The sequence below is a fragment of the Pseudomonas sivasensis genome (assembly GCF_052938085.1).
Genome location: NZ_CP176442.1, coordinates 1,406,580 through 1,423,123 on the forward strand (window position 1 = coordinate 1,406,580; position 16,544 = coordinate 1,423,123).

Consider the following 16,544-nt stretch of genomic DNA (forward strand, 5'->3'; position numbering starts at 1 on the left):
CGGGAGTGCCCCTTGTTTGGATTTATGTGCCGCCAGACCTGCGATGATGCTCTCATCCCTTTTTCGCGAAGTTTTTTGCCATGTTGTTGACCCGCCATCTCGACGCCAACGCCACGTTGGTTTCCCTGATTGAGGGGCTCACGCCCTGTGACGGTTTTTCCCCTACCCATCTGCCCGGTGTGAAGGTGCTGCGCGCCAGTTGCGACGTGGCGCGCGGCCCGCAGATCTATGAGCCGAGCCTGATGTTCGTTGCCCAAGGCAGCAAACTCGCTTATCTGGGGCCGCGGACCCTGGAGTATGGCGCTGGGCATTACTTGATCCAGGCGATGCCCGTGCCGTTCGAGTGCGAAACATTCGCCATGGCGCCCGGAGCACCGCTGTTGGGTGTGTCGGTGGGTATCGACCGTGTGGTGTTGGGGGAGTTGGTGATGGCCATGGGCATGCAGGCTGGGCCGCCACCGACCCCGCAAACCCTGGAGTCGATGAGTTCGGTGGTGTTGGATGACGCCATGCGCGGTTGCGTCGAACGGTTGTTGCAGTGCCTGCACGATCCGCTGGAAAGCCGGATCATGGGTCCAGCGCGGGTGCGCGAATTGTTGTTCACCGCGCTGCGCGGGCCGCAGGCGGATGTGCTGCGTGCGTTGGTAGAGCAACAGGGGCAATTCTCGCGGATTGCCACGTCGTTGAGTCACCTGCATGCCCATTTCGCCGAGCCGCTCAATATCGAGACGTTAGCCGGGTATGCGCACATGAGTGCGTCGACCTTCCATGAGCACTTCAAGCGCTGCACCTTGCTGTCGCCGGTGCAGTACCTCAAGCGTCTGCGCCTGCTCAAGGCCCAGCAATTGCTGCTGGTGGAAGGCATGGGCGTAGCCCAGGCGGCGCACAACGTGGGTTACCAGAGCACGTCGCAGTTCAGTCGCGAATACAAGCGCTACTTCGAGCGCAACCCGGGGGAAGAGCGCGCGGCTTAGTAGTAACGTCGCGGGTCAGAATCGATCAGGCTGGCCAACTTGGTCAGGGCGAAGCGCAGCTCGTCCTGACTGGTGGGCGACATCAGTACCAGCCGTACACTGCGCGTCACCCCGGAACGTTCGGCCTGGAACTGAGTGCCACTGAGCACCAGCACCCCATTGGCCCGCGCCAGCATGGTGAATTCGTCGCTGGTCCAGGGTTCGGGCAGCGTCAGCCAGACATGGTAGGAGTACGGCTGGGTCTTGAGTTCGTAATTGGCGAAGATCTCCTGGGCAATCGCTTGGCGCCCGGCGGCTTCGTTGCGCTGGATACGGATCAGTTTTTTGTCCAGGCCTTCGGTGACGACATTGCTGGCCAGTTGCGCAGTCAGTGGCGACGGCATCCACACGCTGCTGCGGACCATCGACGTCAAGCGTGACAGTAGTTTTGGCGGGCTGTACAGGTAGCCGATGCGCAGCGCAGGCATCACCGACTTCGACAGGCTGGTCAGGTACACCGAACGGTCCGGGGCGAACGCCGACAGCGGTTTGATTGACGGGTCGGTGGCGAGAAAACCGTAGATGTCATCGTCGAGAATGATGAAGTCGAACTCTTCGGCCAGCGCCGCGATTTGCGCCCGACGCTTTTGCGACATGATCGCCGCCGTCGGGTTCTGGCAGGTTGCCACGCAGACCAGCATCGCCGGTTTTTCGCGCTGGCACAGTTCGCGCAGTGCCTCGGGGATGATGCCTTCGTCATCCATCGGCACGCCCCGCAGACGGCGCTCCAGGCCGTGGGCCAGGGAAATGATGCCGGGGTAGCAAAGCGCTTCGCAGAGCACCAGGTCGCCGGCGTTGGTCAGGGCGCTCATGGCCACCATCAAGCCATGCTGGGCCCCGGCGGTGATGATCACTTGCTGCCACTGCGCATCGGGCAACGAATGCCGCAACCACTGTGCACCCGCCTCGCGATGAGCCGGGTGGCCGCCATCGGGTGCGTAGTCCAGGGCGCGCGCGAAATCGGTGCTCTTGGCCATGCTCACCAATGCATCGCGCAGCCAGTATTCCAGGGTTTCGCTGTAGGGCTTGATGATCGACAGATCGAGCAGTTCGGACTGCCCAAGATTCAAGGGTACGGACGCGCTGTTACTCGCCGGCAGTTCCAACTGCTTTTGATTGAGCACATACGTGCCGCGGCCCACTTCACCCTGCACCAGGCGACGCCGCTGGGCTTCGCTGTACGCGCGGCTGATGGTGCCCGGTGTGACATTCAGCGTCGTGGCCAGCTCCCGCAGGGTCGGCAGGCGATCGCCTTCGTTCAATACGCCGTTGCCGATATCGCGTGCCAACGCATCGGCAATCGACAAATACATCGGCTGGCCGAATTCGCTTAGCTGGGGAACCCACATGAATGATCACTGCCCATCGTAGAAATGATGAATATCCGAGCATATCACATGGAGGTTAGGCAACTAATAAATCGACACAATTGGTGAATTGATTCGATTGATCCCGTGATTGAATCGATATTGATCGCTAGGTTCAGATATTTTTTGGTTTTTTAATCGCCTTATAAATCAAATAATTAAATGCGTAACGGCGCAAAAACAGGCACGTATAGCAAAAAAACATCCCGTAACAACCTCGCCAGCTATTGAATCAACTCAATTTTTTCAAATACACTCATCTCGAATCGAAGCAATCGACTCAATCTTCCCCTGTTCACTGCCCGGCCCCGCCGCGCCAAGTCGAGACATCATGGACACACTCAGAAAGGATCTATCCCTGTCAGCCGTCATCGCGGGCTTTATTGCCGTGATCATTTCTTATGCCGGCCCATTGATCATCGTGTTTCAGGCGGCCAAGGAAGCGCACCTGCCCAATGACGTGGTGTCTTCGTGGATCTGGGCGATTTCCATCGGCAGCGGCATCACTGGCCTGTTCCTCAGCTGGCGCCTACGGGTTCCGGTGATTACCGCGTGGTCCACACCTGGCGCGGCATTGCTCGTCTCGATGCTGCCGACGGTGACGCTGCCACAGGCCATCGGTGCCTATGTGGTGGCGTCGGTGATCATTGCCGTGGTGGGGTTGTCCGGCGCATTCGACAAGTTGATGAGTCGACTGCCCAAGGCCATCGCCGCTGCCATGCTTGCCGGCATTCTGTTCCGCTTCGGCGCCGAGCTGTTTACCTCGATCAAGCTGCAACCCGCGCTGGTATTGTCGATGATCGCGGCCTACCTGATCTTCAAACGCCTCTCGCCGCGCTACGCAATTCTTTCGGTGTTGATTATCGGCTGTGCAGTCGCCGCCTCGTTTGGAGAGTTGAACAGCACGGCAATTACCATCGCCGTGGCGCACCCGGTGTTTATCGCGCCGGAGTGGAGTTGGCACGCCATCATCAACATCGGCCTGCCGCTGGCGCTGGTGACGCTGACCGGGCAGTACGTGCCGGGCATGGCAGTGTTGCGCACTTCGGGCTACAACACCCCGGCGCGCTCGATCATTTCGGTGACGGCGATCGGTTCGGTGCTGATGGCACCGTTCGGTTCCCACGGCTTCAACCTCGCCGCGATCACCGCTGCCATCTGCACCGGCCGCGAAGCCCACGAGGACCGCGACAAACGCTACATCGCCGGGATCGCCTGCGGGGTGTTCTACATCCTGATGGGCACCTTCGGCGCGACCCTGGCTTCGGTGTTTTCCGCCTTGCCTAAAGAGTTGATTGCATCTCTCGCCGGGTTGGCCCTGTTCGGTGCGATCAGCGCCGGGCTGACCGGTGCCATGGCCGACGAGAAGCAACGGGAAGCCGCGTTGATCACCTTCCTGGTCACCGCCTCGGGCATGAGTTTCCTCGGCTTGGCCGCGGCGTTCTGGGGCTTGATCTTTGGTCTCGCCGCCCACTTCGTGCTGACCTACACCCGAGAAAGCAAGGCCATCGCGATGGCTGAGGGCAGCCGTCCATGACCGCACGTTACGATTTCATAGTGGTGGGCGGTGGCATCGCTGGCGTGTCGGCGGCGTATGAGCTGGCGGCCCACGGCAGCGTTTTCCTGCTGGAGCAGGAGCAGCAACTGGCCTATCACACCACTGGCCGTTCGGCGGCGATCTCCATGGAAAGCTACGGCAACCAGCAGATCCGCTCGCTGACCTGCGCTTCCCGAGGCTTTTTCGAGAACCCGCCCGAAGGCCTGGCCGAACACCCGCTGTGGTCGCCACGCGGTGCCTTGATCGTGGCGCAAGCGCAGCGGGTGGACAAACTGGCTGCGCGGTTTACCGCAGTGCTCGGGCAAGTGCCCACGGCAAAGTTCCTCGACGACAAACAGGTGCTCGAACTGGTGCCCTACCTGGCCGAAGGCGCCTGGAGCGCAGGCATCTATGAGCCCAGCGCGTTCGACCTGGATGTGCACGGCATTCATGGCGCCTACCTCGGCGGCCTGCGGGTGCGCGGCGGTGTGGTCAAGCGCGAAGCCGAAGTGGTGCGCGGCGAACACCGCAACGATCACTGGACCTTGCACACCGCTGACGGCCAACGGTTGGAGGCGGCGATCGTGGTCAACGCCGCCGGTGCCTGGGCTGATGAGTTTGCCCAGCGTTGCGGGGTGCCCAAGGTTGGTGTGCGGCCGTTGCGCCGCACGGTGCTGGCGGTGGATCCGCAGTGCGACGTGCACCACACGCCGTACCTGGGCACGGTGGACGAAGACATTTTCATCAAGCCGGAAGCCGGGCGCCTGATTGTCTCGCCCTGCGATGAAAACCCGTCGCTGCCCTGTGACGCGCTGCCTGACGAGCTGGACCTGGCGATCACCATGGACCGTCTGCAAAGCACTACGCGCCTGCGTCCACGCTCGATCATCAACAAGTGGGCAGGCCTGCGTACCTTTGTTGCCGACCGGTCCCCGGTGCTCGGCCAGGATCCGCAACACGAGAGCTTTATCTGGCTAGCCGCCCTCGGTGGCTACGGGATTCAAGCCGCGCCAGCCATTGCCCGGCTGTGCAGTCACGCGGCGTTGGGCATCGCCATGCCGACCGATCTGGCGGCGCTGCAACTCAACTACCAGCATTTCTCCCCGGCGCGTTGCCGCGACGAGGCGTTTTCCAGCCTGGCCGTCAAACAGGTTGCCGATTTGCACTAACCCTCCACCCACTTCACAAGGAACGTCACCATGCAGACCAACGCTCAACACCAGTCCGTCGCCAAGCCTTTCCTGGGCGAAGAAAACGTGATCTTCACCGACAAGGCGCCGCTGCCCCTGGGCACGTATTCCCAAGGGATCAAGGTCAGTCACGGGCAAACCATCTACCTGTCGGCACAGACTCCCGTCTCGGCGCTGAACAACGAGGTGCTGGCCAAGGACTTCGAAGGCCAGTTGCGTCAGACCCTGGACAATCTGCAGCAAATGGCCGAGGTCGCAGGCGGCACTTTGGCGAACGTGGTCAAGGTCACGGCGTTCATCACGGACTTGAGCGAGTTCCCGACCCTCAACCGGGTGATGGAGGAGTACTTCACCCAGCCATACCCGGCGCGCACCACTGCCGGGGCCAGCGCCCTCGCGCGCAATACCCTGGTCGCCATCGACGCCATCATGGTGGTCTGAAGCCCACTCTCTGCGTGCAGTGCCCGTCGGTCCGGGGCAGTGGACCGACGTCGGCAGCAAAAGCACCCGCACCGCGTATTTTCAGGGGGTTGGTCATGAAACATTCGTACAGCGAGTATGTGTTGCAGTGCCTGGTCTGCGATCGCAGCTACCAGCCGCATGAGGTCAGCTACTACTGCCCTCATTGCAAAACCGACGGTGCCCTCGATGCGCTTTACGATTATTCGACGCTCAAGCGCGAATGGTCCAGGGACACCCTGGTCCATGATCACGCCCGAGGCATGTGGCGTTATGACCGGCTGATGCCATTGCGTTCGACGCAGTTCATCCCGCCGCTGCTGGTGGGGAATACGCCGCTGTATTCGCGCCCGGAACTGCTCGGTAGGGGCGCGCGGATCAAGGTCTATATCAAAGATGAATCGCGCCAGCCCACCGGCTCGCTGAAAGACCGCGCCAGCGCCCTGGCGGTGGCCCATGCCATGCAGTCCGGTGCACGCACCGTGGCGGTGGCCAGTACCGGCAACGCCGCCTCGGCCCTGGCCGGGATGAGTGCAAGCCTGGGCCTGCATAACGTGATTTACCTGCCCAAAAGTGCGCCCCGCGAGAAGCTCGCTCAGATGCAAGGCTATGGCGCCGAGATTGTACTGGTCGATGGCCAGTACGACGAAGCCTTCGAACAATGCCTCAACGCCTGTGAAACCCACGGTTGGTACAACCGCACCACCGGGATCAACTCGTACATGAGCGAAGGCAAGAAAACCGTGGCCTTCGAGATGTGCGAGCAGCTCAACTGGCAGGTGCCGGATCTGGTGTTCGTGCCGGTCGGTAATGGCTGCATTCTGGGCTCGGTCTACAAGGGGTTCTTCGACCTGCTGCAAATGGGCTGGATCGAGCGTATTCCACGGCTAATCGGCGTCCAGGCCGAGCACAGCAACTTTATGTACCGGGCCTGGCGCAGTGACCGGCCGATGCAGCAGATTGAACGCATTGCCCCCACCAGCCTGGCCAGCAGCATCAATGTGGCCTTGCCGCGCGACCGTCTCAAAGCCATGCGCGCCGTGACGGCCAGCGGCGGCGAGTTCATTTGCGTCAGCGATCCGAGCATTATCGCGGCGGCTTCCCGCCTGGCCGCCAGCACCGGTGTGTTTCCCGAGGCCGGCGCGGCGAGTGCCTTCGCCGGGCTGCTCAAGTACGCCGAAGCACACCCCGACACCCCGCAGACCGCCGTGATCCTGATCACCGGCAGCGGTTTGAAAGACACCTCCATTTTTCTCTCCAACTCGACCAGAGGCCAGACACGGGTGCAATCCCAGCCCCTGGCCGACCTGCTGACCTAGGAATCCCACCATGAGCCTGCAAAATTTCGACCCCGCCATTGCCCGCCTGATCGACCGTGAACGCAATCGTCAGGAAACCCACCTGGAGCTGATCGCTTCAGAAAATTATGTGAGCGACGAAGTGCTCCAGGCCCAGGGCTCGGTGCTCACCAACAAGTACGCTGAAGGTTATCCGGGCAAGCGGTATTACGGTGGGTGCAAGGTCGTCGACGAGATCGAAAACCTGGCCATCGAACGCGCCCGCAAACTGTTCAATTGTGAATACGTCAACGTTCAGCCGCACTCCGGGTCGCAGGCCAACCAGGCGGTGTTTCTCGCGGTGCTGGAACCCGGCGATACCATTCTGGGGATGTCCCTGGCTCATGGTGGTCACCTGACCCATGGCGCATCGGTGAATTTCTCGGGCAAGTTCTACCAGGCGTTTTCCTACGGCCTGGACCCTGACACCGAGACCCTGGACTACGCCGAAATGGAAGCCCTGGCCCGGCAGCACAAACCGAAGATGATCATCGCCGGGGCCTCCGCCTATTCGCGCACCCTGGACTTCCAGCGCTTTCGCAAGATCTGCGATGAGGTAGGCGCCTACTTGATGGTGGACATGGCGCATTACGCCGGTTTGATCGCGGCGGGCGTGTACCCGTCGCCGGTCGGCATTGCCGACTTCATCACCTCGACCACTCATAAAACCCTGCGTGGCCCGCGCGGCGGCTTGATCCTGGCTAAGGCGCAATACGCGGCGTTGCTTGATAGGACGATTTTTCCGGTCTACCAGGGCGGCCCGCTGATGCATGTCATCGCAGCCAAGGCTGTGGCGTTCAACGAGGCGCTTAGTGATGGGTTCAAGCATTACCAGCAACGGGTGATCGACAACGCCCGCACCATGGCCGACGTCCTTACCCGCCGTGGTTTGCGTGTGGTGTCGGGAGGCACCGATTGCCATATGTTCCTGCTTGATCTGCGCGCGATGAACATCACTGGCAAGGATGCCGAAGCGTTGCTGGAGAGTGCGCACATCACCTTGAACAAGAATGCGATTCCCAACGACCCGCAAAAACCGGCGATCACCAGCGGCATTCGCATCGGTACGCCGGCGCTGACCACCCGGGGCTTTGGGGAGGCGGAGTGTGCTGAAGTGGCAAACCTGATCGCCGACCTGCTGGAGCAGCCGAACAACGCGACGCTGCTGGAGAACACCCGGCGCCGGGTGATGCACCTGTGCGAGTGCTTTCCGGTTTATCTGCTGAGCTGACGCAAACAAAAAAGCCAACGCTTTTGGGCGTTGGCTTTTTGTGTTTCAGGCAATCGTCTTACATGTTCGGGTAAGTCGGTCCACCTGCGCCTTCCGGCGTGACCCACGTGATGTTCTGCGAAGGGTCCTTGATGTCACAGGTCTTGCAGTGCACGCAGTTCTGGGCGTTGATCTGGAAGCGCTTCTCGCCGTCTTCCTTGGTGATCACTTCATACACACCGGCCGGGCAGTAGCGCTGTGCCGGTTCATCGTAGAGCGGCAGGTTGGTGCCGATCGGGATGCTCGGGTCTTTCAACTTCAAGTGGCACGGCTGCTCTTCTTCATGGTTGGTACCAGAGATGAACACCGAACTCAGCTTATCGAAGCTCAGCTTGCCGTCTGGCTTGGGGTAGTCAATCTTCGTGCTGTCTTTGGCCAGCTTCAGGCAGGCGTAGTCCGGCTTGGTGTCGTGCAAGGTGAACGGCATCTTGCCACCGAGGATGTTCTGGTCGAACCAGTTGAAGCCCGCACCGAGGATCGGGCCGAACTTGTGCATCGCCGGGCCGAAGTTGCGGGTGGCGAACAGTTCTTCGTAGAGCCAGCTGGCTTTGAAGCTGTCGACGTAATTGGTCAGTTCATCACCGCCTTCGGACTCTGCCAGCAGGCGCTCGGCCACGGCGTCGGCGGCGAGCATGCCGGACTTCATGGCGGTGTGGCTGCCTTTGATCTTGGCCACGTTCATGGTGCCCAGGTCGCAGCCGATCAAAGCGCCGCCCTTGAAGACCATTTTCGGCAACGAGTTGATGCCGCCCTTGGCCAGGGCGCGAGCGCCGTAGCTGATGCGCTTGCCGCCTTCCAGGTACTGTGCGAGCACCGGGTGATGCTTGAGGCGCTGGAACTCATCGAACGGCGACAGGAAAGCGTTGCTGTAGGACAGGTCGACGATCAGGCCCACGACCACCTGGTTGTTTTCCAGGTGATAAAGGAAGGAGCCGCCAGTGTTCTCGTTGCTCATGATGTCCAGCGGCCAACCGGCGGTGTGGACCACCAGGCCTGGCTGGTGCTTGGCCGGGTCGATTTCCCAGATTTCCTTGAGACCAATGCCGTAGTGCTGGGCGTCGGCGTCGCTGTCCAGGTTGAAGCGCTGGATCAACTGCTTGCCGATATGCCCGCGGCAGCCTTCGGCGAACAACGTGTACTTGCCACGCAGTTCCATGCCTGGGGTGTACACGCCTTCTTTAGGATTGCCTTCGCGGTCGACGCCGAGGTCACCGGTGATGATCCCGCGCACCACGCCGTTCTCGTCGAACAGTGCTTCCTGGGCGGCGAAACCTGGGTAGACTTCCACGCCCAGATTCTCGGCCTGCTGGGCGAGCCAGCGGCACAGGTTGCCGAGGGAGATGATGTAGTTGCCTTCGTTGTGCATGGTCTTGGGCACGAAGAACTCAGGCACTTTGGTGGAAGCTTCGGGGCTGCGCAGTACATAGATGTCATCGCGCACCACGGGCGTGTTGAGCGGGGCGCCGAGTTCTTTCCAGTCCGGGAACAGTTCGTTCAGGGCCCGTGGTTCAAACACGGCACCGGAGAGGATGTGTGCGCCGACTTCGGAGCCTTTCTCGACCACGCAGACGCTGATTTCCTTACCGGCTTCGGCGGCCTTCTGCTTCAGTCGGCAGGCGGCGGACAGGCCAGCCGGGCCAGCGCCGACGATGACCACGTCGAATTCCATGTATTCGCGTTCCACAGGCTATCTCCTACTCAAGGCTCAACAGGCTTTTTTTCTAATGGGTGGAGGTTCGGTGTCGTCTTGCGGCAACGGCAAGACCCACCTTTCTCTCTAGGTGGCGCATTATATATAGACCACTGTCAGCGTCCAATACAAACGTTTGTTTGAATTGCCCGCAGGCTAGGAAAATCAAAGCAACGCGGCTTATGACTGGCCATTTTGCCGTATTGACCAGAATAGGCGTTCCGGTCAATATACGGTCGGTTTTGCGCTTACCGTAGGCAGACAGCAGGTTTCAAGAGCACGTCCAAAAGCGAAACAGGTGACGCGCGCCTAAACACCGGCGCGCAGTTTACACGCCGCGATAAAGAATGACCTCTCAGTCAGCACTGACGAACGGTCGTCATTTCCCGTGAGCAAGGTCATTTGCCCAGGTTTTTGGAGGTGCCCTTGTGTGCCGATGAGCATCAACCGCCAGGTTCGCCTAGGCGACTTTCTTTTCACCGGAGAGTAACGAGGAATCCATGAAGGTTCTTGTAGCTGTCAAACGCGTTGTCGATTACAACGTGAAAGTTCGCGTCAAGGCGGACAATTCCGGCGTCGATCTTGCTAACGTCAAGATGTCGATGAACCCTTTCTGTGAAATCGCTGTGGAAGAAGCCGTACGCCTGAAAGAGAAAGGCGTAGCGACTGAAATCGTCGTGGTTTCCATCGGTCCTACCACTGCTCAAGAGCAGCTGCGTACCGCCCTGGCACTGGGCGCTGACCGCGCTATCCTGGTCGAATCCGCTGAAGACCTGACATCCCTGGCCGTTGCCAAGCTGCTCAAGGCTGTTGTCGACAAGGAACAGCCTCAGCTGGTGATCCTCGGCAAACAGGCCATCGACAGCGACAACAACCAGACTGGCCAGATGTTGGCTGCACTGACCGGTTACGGCCAAGGCACCTTCGCCTCGAAAGTCGAAGTAAGCGGCGACAGCGTTGCCGTGACCCGCGAAATCGACGGCGGCGCACAGACGGTTTCCCTGAAACTGCCGGCCATCGTCACCACCGACCTGCGTTTGAACGAGCCGCGCTACGCGTCCCTGCCAAACATCATGAAAGCCAAGAAGAAGCCTCTCGAAGTGCTGACTCCGGACGCTTTGGGCGTTTCCACCGCCTCCACCAACAAGACCGTCAAAGTTGAAGCGCCGGCTGCACGCAGCGCGGGCATCAAGGTCAAGTCGGTGGCTGAACTGGTCGAGAAACTGAAAAACGAAGCGAAGGTAATCTAACCATGACTATCTTGGTAATCGCAGAACACGACAACAAAGTGCTGGCCCCGGCCACGCTGAACACTGTTGCTGCTGCCGCCAAAATCGGTGGCGACATCCACGTGCTGGTAGCAGGCCAAGGCGCTGGCGCCGTGGCTGAAGCCGCAGCCAAAGTGGCTGGCGTGAGCAAAGTACTGCTGGCCGACAACGCCGCTTACGCTCACCAACTGCCGGAAAACGTCGCTCCACTGGTTGCAGAGCTGGGCGCTGGCTACAGCCATATCCTGGCTGCCGCTACCTCCAACGGCAAAAACATCTTGCCACGCGTTGCCGCGCAGTTGGACGTTGACCAGATCTCCGAGATCATCTCGGTTGAAAGCGCCGACACCTTCAAGCGCCCGATCTACGCCGGTAACGCCATTGCCACCGTGCAATCGACTGCTGCCGTCAAAGTCATCACCGTGCGTGCCACCGGTTTCGATCCGGTTGCTGCTGAAGGTGGTTCGGCTGCCGTTGAAGCCGTCTCCGCTGCCCACGACGCTGGCACTTCCAACTTTGTAGGCGAAGAGCTGGCCAAGTCGGACCGTCCTGAGCTGACCGCTGCCAAGATCGTCGTATCCGGCGGTCGTGGCATGCAGAACGGTGACAACTTCAAGCACCTGTACGCCCTGGCCGACAAGCTGGGCGCTGCGGTTGGCGCTTCCCGCGCCGCCGTCGACGCAGGTTTCGTACCCAACGACATGCAGGTCGGCCAGACCGGCAAGATCGTGGCGCCACAGCTGTACATTGCCGTCGGTATCTCCGGCGCGATCCAGCACTTGGCCGGTATGAAAGACTCCAAAGTGATCGTTGCGATCAACAAGGACGAAGAAGCACCGATCTTCCAGGTGGCTGATTACGGCCTGGTGGCGGACTTGTTCGAAGCCGTACCTGAGTTGGAGAAGCTGGTCTAATCCAGCCGCTTCACTTATAAAGAGCCCGGTCTTGCGACCGGGCTTTTTTTTGTCCGGCCTTTTTGAATATCGGAGAAACCGCCATGGAACTGCGTCCCTGGGCACTATTGCTGGGCCTGTCGCTGCTGCCGAGCCTGACCTTGGCCGCTGGCAAATGTGAGCGCCTGGTGGTCACCGGCAGCCCTGACGCACCGCCCTTGTTATGGCGCGACCCCCAAGACCCCACGCACCTGATCGGCGCCACCGCCGACGTGCTCCAGCAAGTGGCAAAGGACCTAGGGTTGAAAATCGACCTGCTTTACGGCGGCAAGCGTTCCCAGGCCTTGGATGAGGTGCGCAGCGGCCGTATGGATATATTCGCCGATACGCCGCTAAACCTCGGCGAGCTGGAAAATCTTGATTACATCCACCCGGCGTTGGTGCAGACCGATTATCTAGTCTGGACGCGCAAAGACTCGGCACTGGTCTACACCACAGCTGCCGACCTGCACGGGCACAAGGGTGCAGTATCGGAGCGTTCCCGTTTTAGTGCCGGATTCGAAACCTTCGCCGGTGAGCAACTGACCTTACAGCGCCTGCCGACGTTGACTCCGGCATTCCAGAAACTGCTGCTGGGGGAGGTGGAGTACGTGCTGGCGGGACGTTATTCCGCAATGGCCATGGCTCAGACACTGGGCATGAGCAACGACCTGATCGCCCGCGATGTTCCGATCGATCAGCCGGGGCTGTACCTGGCGATTTCCCACAACTCGGCCTGCAATGATCCGTGGTTGCGCGGACAGCTCACCAAAAAGATGACAGAATTGCCCGGGTCTGGTGTGACGGAAGCCGCGCTGCAGCGCAATCTGGAGCGTTGGAAAGCGCAATTGCAACAACCCGTCGGCACCCCAACAAAGTAGGGATTTTCAGTGACTCTTCGACCTTTTTTCGCGGCCCTCGCCGTTGTCGCTCTGGCGGGATGTGCGGCCGATCCTGCGCCGAATGAACAAATTCGCCTCACCCAGCAAGCCCTGGAGCAAGCCAACGCGGTGGGTGCCAGCGCCGATGAATCCCCTGAACTGAAGCTGGCGGAAGACAAATTCGCCCAGGCCAAGGCCGAAATGGCCGACCAATCCTACAAAGACGCGCGCATGCAGGCCGAACAGGCCGAGTTGGACGCGCGCCTGGCCGAAGCCCAGGTGCTGACTCGCAAGAGCCAGGAACAACTGAACGTGCTTAACACCCGCATCACGCGCCTGCGCAAGCAATTGCAGTTAGGGGAAGCCCAATGAGTCGGATGATCCGTGGAGTGGGTTTTACCGTGCTGCTGGGCAGTGCGGTGCTGGGCGGTTGCGCCAGTCACCCGAATGGCGAGCAAGCCTTGCAACAGGCCGGCAGCGACTTCCAGAAGGTCAAGGAAGACGCCAACGTGCTGCGCATCGCGCCTAAAGACGTGATTCGCGCCGGTGAATCCCTGGCGCGGGCTGACCGCTTGTCCAGCTACTGGGGCAGCGGCGCCGACGTGGTGCATTACGCCTACCTGAGCCAGCGCTACAGTGCCATCGCCCGTGAACACACCGAGCAGGCACTCAACGAGGAACGCGCCGCCAAGCTCGAACTGGAACGCCAGCGCCTGCAACTGGCCCTGCGTGAAAGCAAGCTGATCAGCGTGCAGCAACAGGGCAAATGGCTGGAAGAACAGATAGCCAGCCTGACCACCACCCAGACCGATCGTGGCCTGGTGATGACCTTGGGCGATGTGCTGTTCGATACCGGCGAAGCGGAGTTGAAGAACTCGGCCAACCGCACCGTGCTGAAAATCGTGCAGTTCCTGCAATTGAACCCCAAGCGCGTAGTGCGCATTGAGGGTTACGCCGACAACACCGGCGGCCAGCAGGAAAACCTCAAACTGTCCCGTGACCGCGCGCAATCGGTGGCCGATGTGTTGGTGGATCTGGGAATCGATGAAAAGCGTATCCAGGTCGAAGGCTATGGTGACCAGTACCCGGTGGAAGCCAACGCCTCCGAACGGGGTCGCGCGCAGAACCGTCGGGTCGAGATTGTGTTTTCCGACGAGAAAGGCCAACTGGGCGCCGCTCGCTAAAGGCTTGCCCCGATCAAAACTGTGGGAGGGGACTTGCCCCGATGACGGAATATCAGTCACCGAAAAAGCTGACTGAACCACCGCTATCGGGAGCCAGACCCTCCCACAGTTGTTTCGTATACACCTGAAAATTCTATCCGCCACCCTTACAGTTTTTACTGTCACTCCCGCGCGCGCTCGACTATTGTGGCAACTGTCCCCGTACACTTTCAAACTGTGCCGGTATGTTTCACACAAAAATAAAATACCCGTGAAATCGAGTGCTGCGTCATGACCAATCTGTTGCTTTACCAACGTATCGCCCAGCAACTGGCTGAGGACATCCGACGCGGTGTCTATCAACCGGGTGAGCGCGTGCCCTCGGTGCGCAAGATGAGCTCCCAGCTCAATGTGAGCCACGCCACGGTATTGCAGGCTTACGCCAACCTGGAAGACCAGGGGCTGATCCGGGCGCGGCCGCAGTCCGGCTACTACGTGCACCAGACGCCAGCGCTCACGGCGCCGACACCGGACATCGCACGGGTCGAGCGCCCGGGGTTGGTTACGCGCAGCAGCATCATTCAGCAGGTTTTGGGCGAATCGCGCCGCGAAGGCGTGTTCCCGCTGGGCGCCGCCGTGCCGAGTGTCGACTACTTGCCGGTGCGGGCGCTCCACCAGCAGTTGGCCAAGGTCACGCGGTTCCAGAGCCCGCGCGCGTTCAGTTATATGTTCAGCCCAGGTTTCGAGCCGCTGCGCCGCCAAGTGGCGATCCGCATGCGCGATGCGGGCGTTGTGGTTGACCCGTCCGAAGTAGTCATCACCCACGGTTGTGTCGATGCATTGCAGATGTCTTTGCGCGTGCTGACGCGTCCCGGCGACTTGATCGCGGCTGAATCACCGACGTATTACGGCTTGCTGCAACTGGCCGACTTGCTGGGCCTTAAAGTCATTGAGATTCCCAGTGATCCGTCCACCGGCATGAGCCTGGAGGCCCTGCAACTGGCAGCCAACCAATGGTCGATCAAGGCCCTGGTGCTGACCACGCGCCTGAGCAACCCCTTGGGCGGCACCATGCCCGAGGAGCGGCAGAAACAGTTGCTGCGCCTGGCCTCGGATTTCGATATCCAGATTGTCGAGGACGATATCTACGGCGAGTTGATGTTCGAAATCGGTCGCACCAAGGCCCTCAAGGCCTACGACCGCCTGGACCGGGTGATCTATTGCTCAAGCTTCTCCAAGACGTTGTCGCCGGGTGTGCGTATCGGCTGGATGATCGCCGGTAAGTACCAGCAGGAAATTCAGCGTCTGCAGATGTTCAGTACCCATTCGGCATGCAGTGTCACCCAGATGGGCGTGGCGGCGTACTTGGAGAACGGCGGCTACGACCGGCATCTGCGCTACATCCGCCAGGAATACCGCAAGAATCTCAGCGCCTTCCAACTGGCAGTGCAGCAGTATTTTCCCGAAGGCACCCAGATGACCCGTCCGACCGGTGGTTTTATCCTGTGGGTCAGTTTGCCCGGACGCGTCAATACCCAGGAACTGCACGTGCGCGCCCTGCAACAGGGCATCAGCATCGCGCCGGGGTTGATCTTCAGTAACACCGAGCAGTTCAACCACTGTATTCGCCTTAACTGCGGCACCCCGTGGAACCGCGAGGCAGAGCGGGCGCTGATGACGTTGGGGATGCTGGCCAGCCAGTTGTGTCAGGAAACCGCGGCAGGATTTTGAGGCGCTGAAAGGGGACAACTCCGATAGCTGGCTAATCACCGCCCTTGTCATGGCGCGCACAACAAGCGAGCATATGGCCCTCTGCCGTTAATGCTGTAGGCGATATGACCTCGATTGTTCGTGCTGTTTTGGTGATTGGCCTGTTAAGCCTGTGCAACGTCAGCACAGTGCTGGCGGCGGCACCTGTGACTGAAAACAAGCCTGCTGCCACTACCGAGCAGAACGCTCCGGCAAAGAAACCAAGCCCCGCCAAGCAAGCCTCCGTTACGAAGAAACAAGCCGCCACGGCGAAAAAGCGTGCAGCGAAGGCGAAAAAGTCCAAGTCAGCCCAGGAAGTGGCACAGACCAAGCTGCCACCGGCACAGTTGGATCTGTCGCTGCCGTCGGACATGGTCAGGCACCTGCAGCCCCTCGGCACCATGCCCAAGCCCCAGAGCGTGCCGTTGCTGCCGCCGATGTTTGGCGAAAAGCCCACCGACAACAGTGCCTTCCAGATCAATGGCCGCCTGCTCAGCAATGAGATGAAGCTACAACTGCGGAACGAAGAGCGCCGTGACGTGGAAGGTGCCGCGCTGGAATTCGAGTTCAAGCAATAAACGTTTCCCATAGACGTGACGCAGGCCAATGACCATCTGTCGCAGACTGGTCAGTCATGTTTTTTTTATGCGAAAAACCCCTGTTAGACCATTTTAAAACGGCTGTTTAA

The 16,544-nt window shown here is 60.2% G+C and carries 15 protein-coding genes; 13 read left to right on the forward strand and 2 right to left on the reverse strand.

The window, feature by feature from the left end:
- The first annotated feature begins 80 nt into the window (after positions 1-80).
- A complete protein-coding gene (locus ACKZ62_RS06670) occupies positions 81-974 on the forward strand; it encodes an AraC family transcriptional regulator (protein WP_032887418.1) in 894 nt (297 codons plus the stop codon).
- Here ACKZ62_RS06670 and ACKZ62_RS06675 read toward each other — a convergent pair.
- Complete coding sequence (locus tag ACKZ62_RS06675) at positions 971-2,362, reverse strand: aminotransferase-like domain-containing protein (RefSeq protein ID WP_095185323.1); 1,392 nt, start codon at positions 2,360-2,362, stop codon at positions 971-973. The genes ACKZ62_RS06670 and ACKZ62_RS06675 overlap by 4 nt on opposite strands.
- Before the next feature lie 349 nt (positions 2,363-2,711).
- Between ACKZ62_RS06675 and ACKZ62_RS06680 the strand changes: the two genes are divergently transcribed.
- The 5 genes from ACKZ62_RS06680 (at position 2,712) to glyA (ending at position 8,134) form a co-directional block, all read left to right on the forward strand.
- Positions 2,712-3,917, forward strand: coding sequence for a benzoate/H(+) symporter BenE family transporter (locus ACKZ62_RS06680; RefSeq protein ID WP_447096461.1), 1,206 nt, complete (start codon positions 2,712-2,714; stop codon positions 3,915-3,917).
- Complete coding sequence (locus ACKZ62_RS06685; RefSeq protein WP_181639467.1) at positions 3,914-5,086, forward strand: NAD(P)/FAD-dependent oxidoreductase; 1,173 nt, start codon at positions 3,914-3,916, stop codon at positions 5,084-5,086. Before ACKZ62_RS06680 ends, ACKZ62_RS06685 begins: the two co-directional genes overlap by 4 nt.
- A gap of 30 nt (positions 5,087-5,116) precedes the next feature.
- Complete coding sequence (locus tag ACKZ62_RS06690; protein WP_447096462.1) at positions 5,117-5,548, forward strand: Rid family detoxifying hydrolase; 432 nt, start codon at positions 5,117-5,119, stop codon at positions 5,546-5,548.
- A gap of 95 nt (positions 5,549-5,643) precedes the next feature.
- Positions 5,644-6,885, forward strand: a complete 1,242-nt coding sequence (gene thrC / locus ACKZ62_RS06695) for a threonine synthase (protein ID WP_447096463.1) — start codon at positions 5,644-5,646, stop codon at positions 6,883-6,885.
- Between the two features lie 10 nt (positions 6,886-6,895).
- Entirely contained in the window at positions 6,896-8,134 is a 1,239-nt protein-coding gene (glyA, locus tag ACKZ62_RS06700; protein ID WP_179180006.1) for a serine hydroxymethyltransferase, read from the forward strand.
- A 58-nt stretch (positions 8,135-8,192) separates the two neighbouring features.
- On the opposite strand, the gene ACKZ62_RS06705 is transcribed toward glyA, so the two are convergent.
- Positions 8,193-9,857 (reverse strand): electron transfer flavoprotein-ubiquinone oxidoreductase, encoded by a 1,665-nt coding sequence (locus ACKZ62_RS06705; RefSeq protein ID WP_447096464.1) that lies wholly within the window; start codon positions 9,855-9,857, stop codon positions 8,193-8,195.
- Between the two features lie 506 nt (positions 9,858-10,363).
- Between ACKZ62_RS06705 and ACKZ62_RS06710 the strand changes: the two genes are divergently transcribed.
- The 7 genes from ACKZ62_RS06710 to ACKZ62_RS06740 all read left to right on the forward strand — a co-directional run bounded on the left by ACKZ62_RS06710 (position 10,364) and on the right by ACKZ62_RS06740 (position 16,434).
- Positions 10,364-11,113, forward strand: coding sequence for an electron transfer flavoprotein subunit beta/FixA family protein (locus ACKZ62_RS06710; protein WP_032887429.1), 750 nt, complete (start codon positions 10,364-10,366; stop codon positions 11,111-11,113).
- A gap of 2 nt (positions 11,114-11,115) precedes the next feature.
- Entirely contained in the window at positions 11,116-12,045 is a 930-nt protein-coding gene (locus ACKZ62_RS06715; protein WP_447096465.1) for an electron transfer flavoprotein subunit alpha/FixB family protein, read from the forward strand.
- Between the two features lie 83 nt (positions 12,046-12,128).
- The gene (locus ACKZ62_RS06720; protein ID WP_447096466.1) at positions 12,129-12,944 is read left to right on the forward strand and encodes a substrate-binding periplasmic protein; all 816 of its coding nucleotides are present in this window, start codon (positions 12,129-12,131) and stop codon (positions 12,942-12,944) included.
- Positions 12,945-12,953: 9 nt separating this feature from the next.
- Positions 12,954-13,316 (forward strand): DUF4398 domain-containing protein, encoded by a 363-nt coding sequence (locus ACKZ62_RS06725; protein WP_095185327.1) that lies wholly within the window; start codon positions 12,954-12,956, stop codon positions 13,314-13,316.
- Positions 13,313-14,128: an OmpA family protein gene (locus ACKZ62_RS06730; protein ID WP_032887435.1), complete on the forward strand. Its 816-nt coding sequence runs from the start codon at positions 13,313-13,315 to the stop codon at positions 14,126-14,128. Before ACKZ62_RS06725 ends, ACKZ62_RS06730 begins: the two co-directional genes overlap by 4 nt.
- Before the next feature lie 270 nt (positions 14,129-14,398).
- Positions 14,399-15,838, forward strand: a complete 1,440-nt coding sequence (locus ACKZ62_RS06735; protein ID WP_032887437.1) for an aminotransferase-like domain-containing protein — start codon at positions 14,399-14,401, stop codon at positions 15,836-15,838.
- Between the two features lie 104 nt (positions 15,839-15,942).
- Complete coding sequence (locus ACKZ62_RS06740) at positions 15,943-16,434, forward strand: translation initiation factor 2 (protein WP_099602921.1); 492 nt, start codon at positions 15,943-15,945, stop codon at positions 16,432-16,434.
- Positions 16,435-16,544 lie beyond the last annotated feature (110 nt).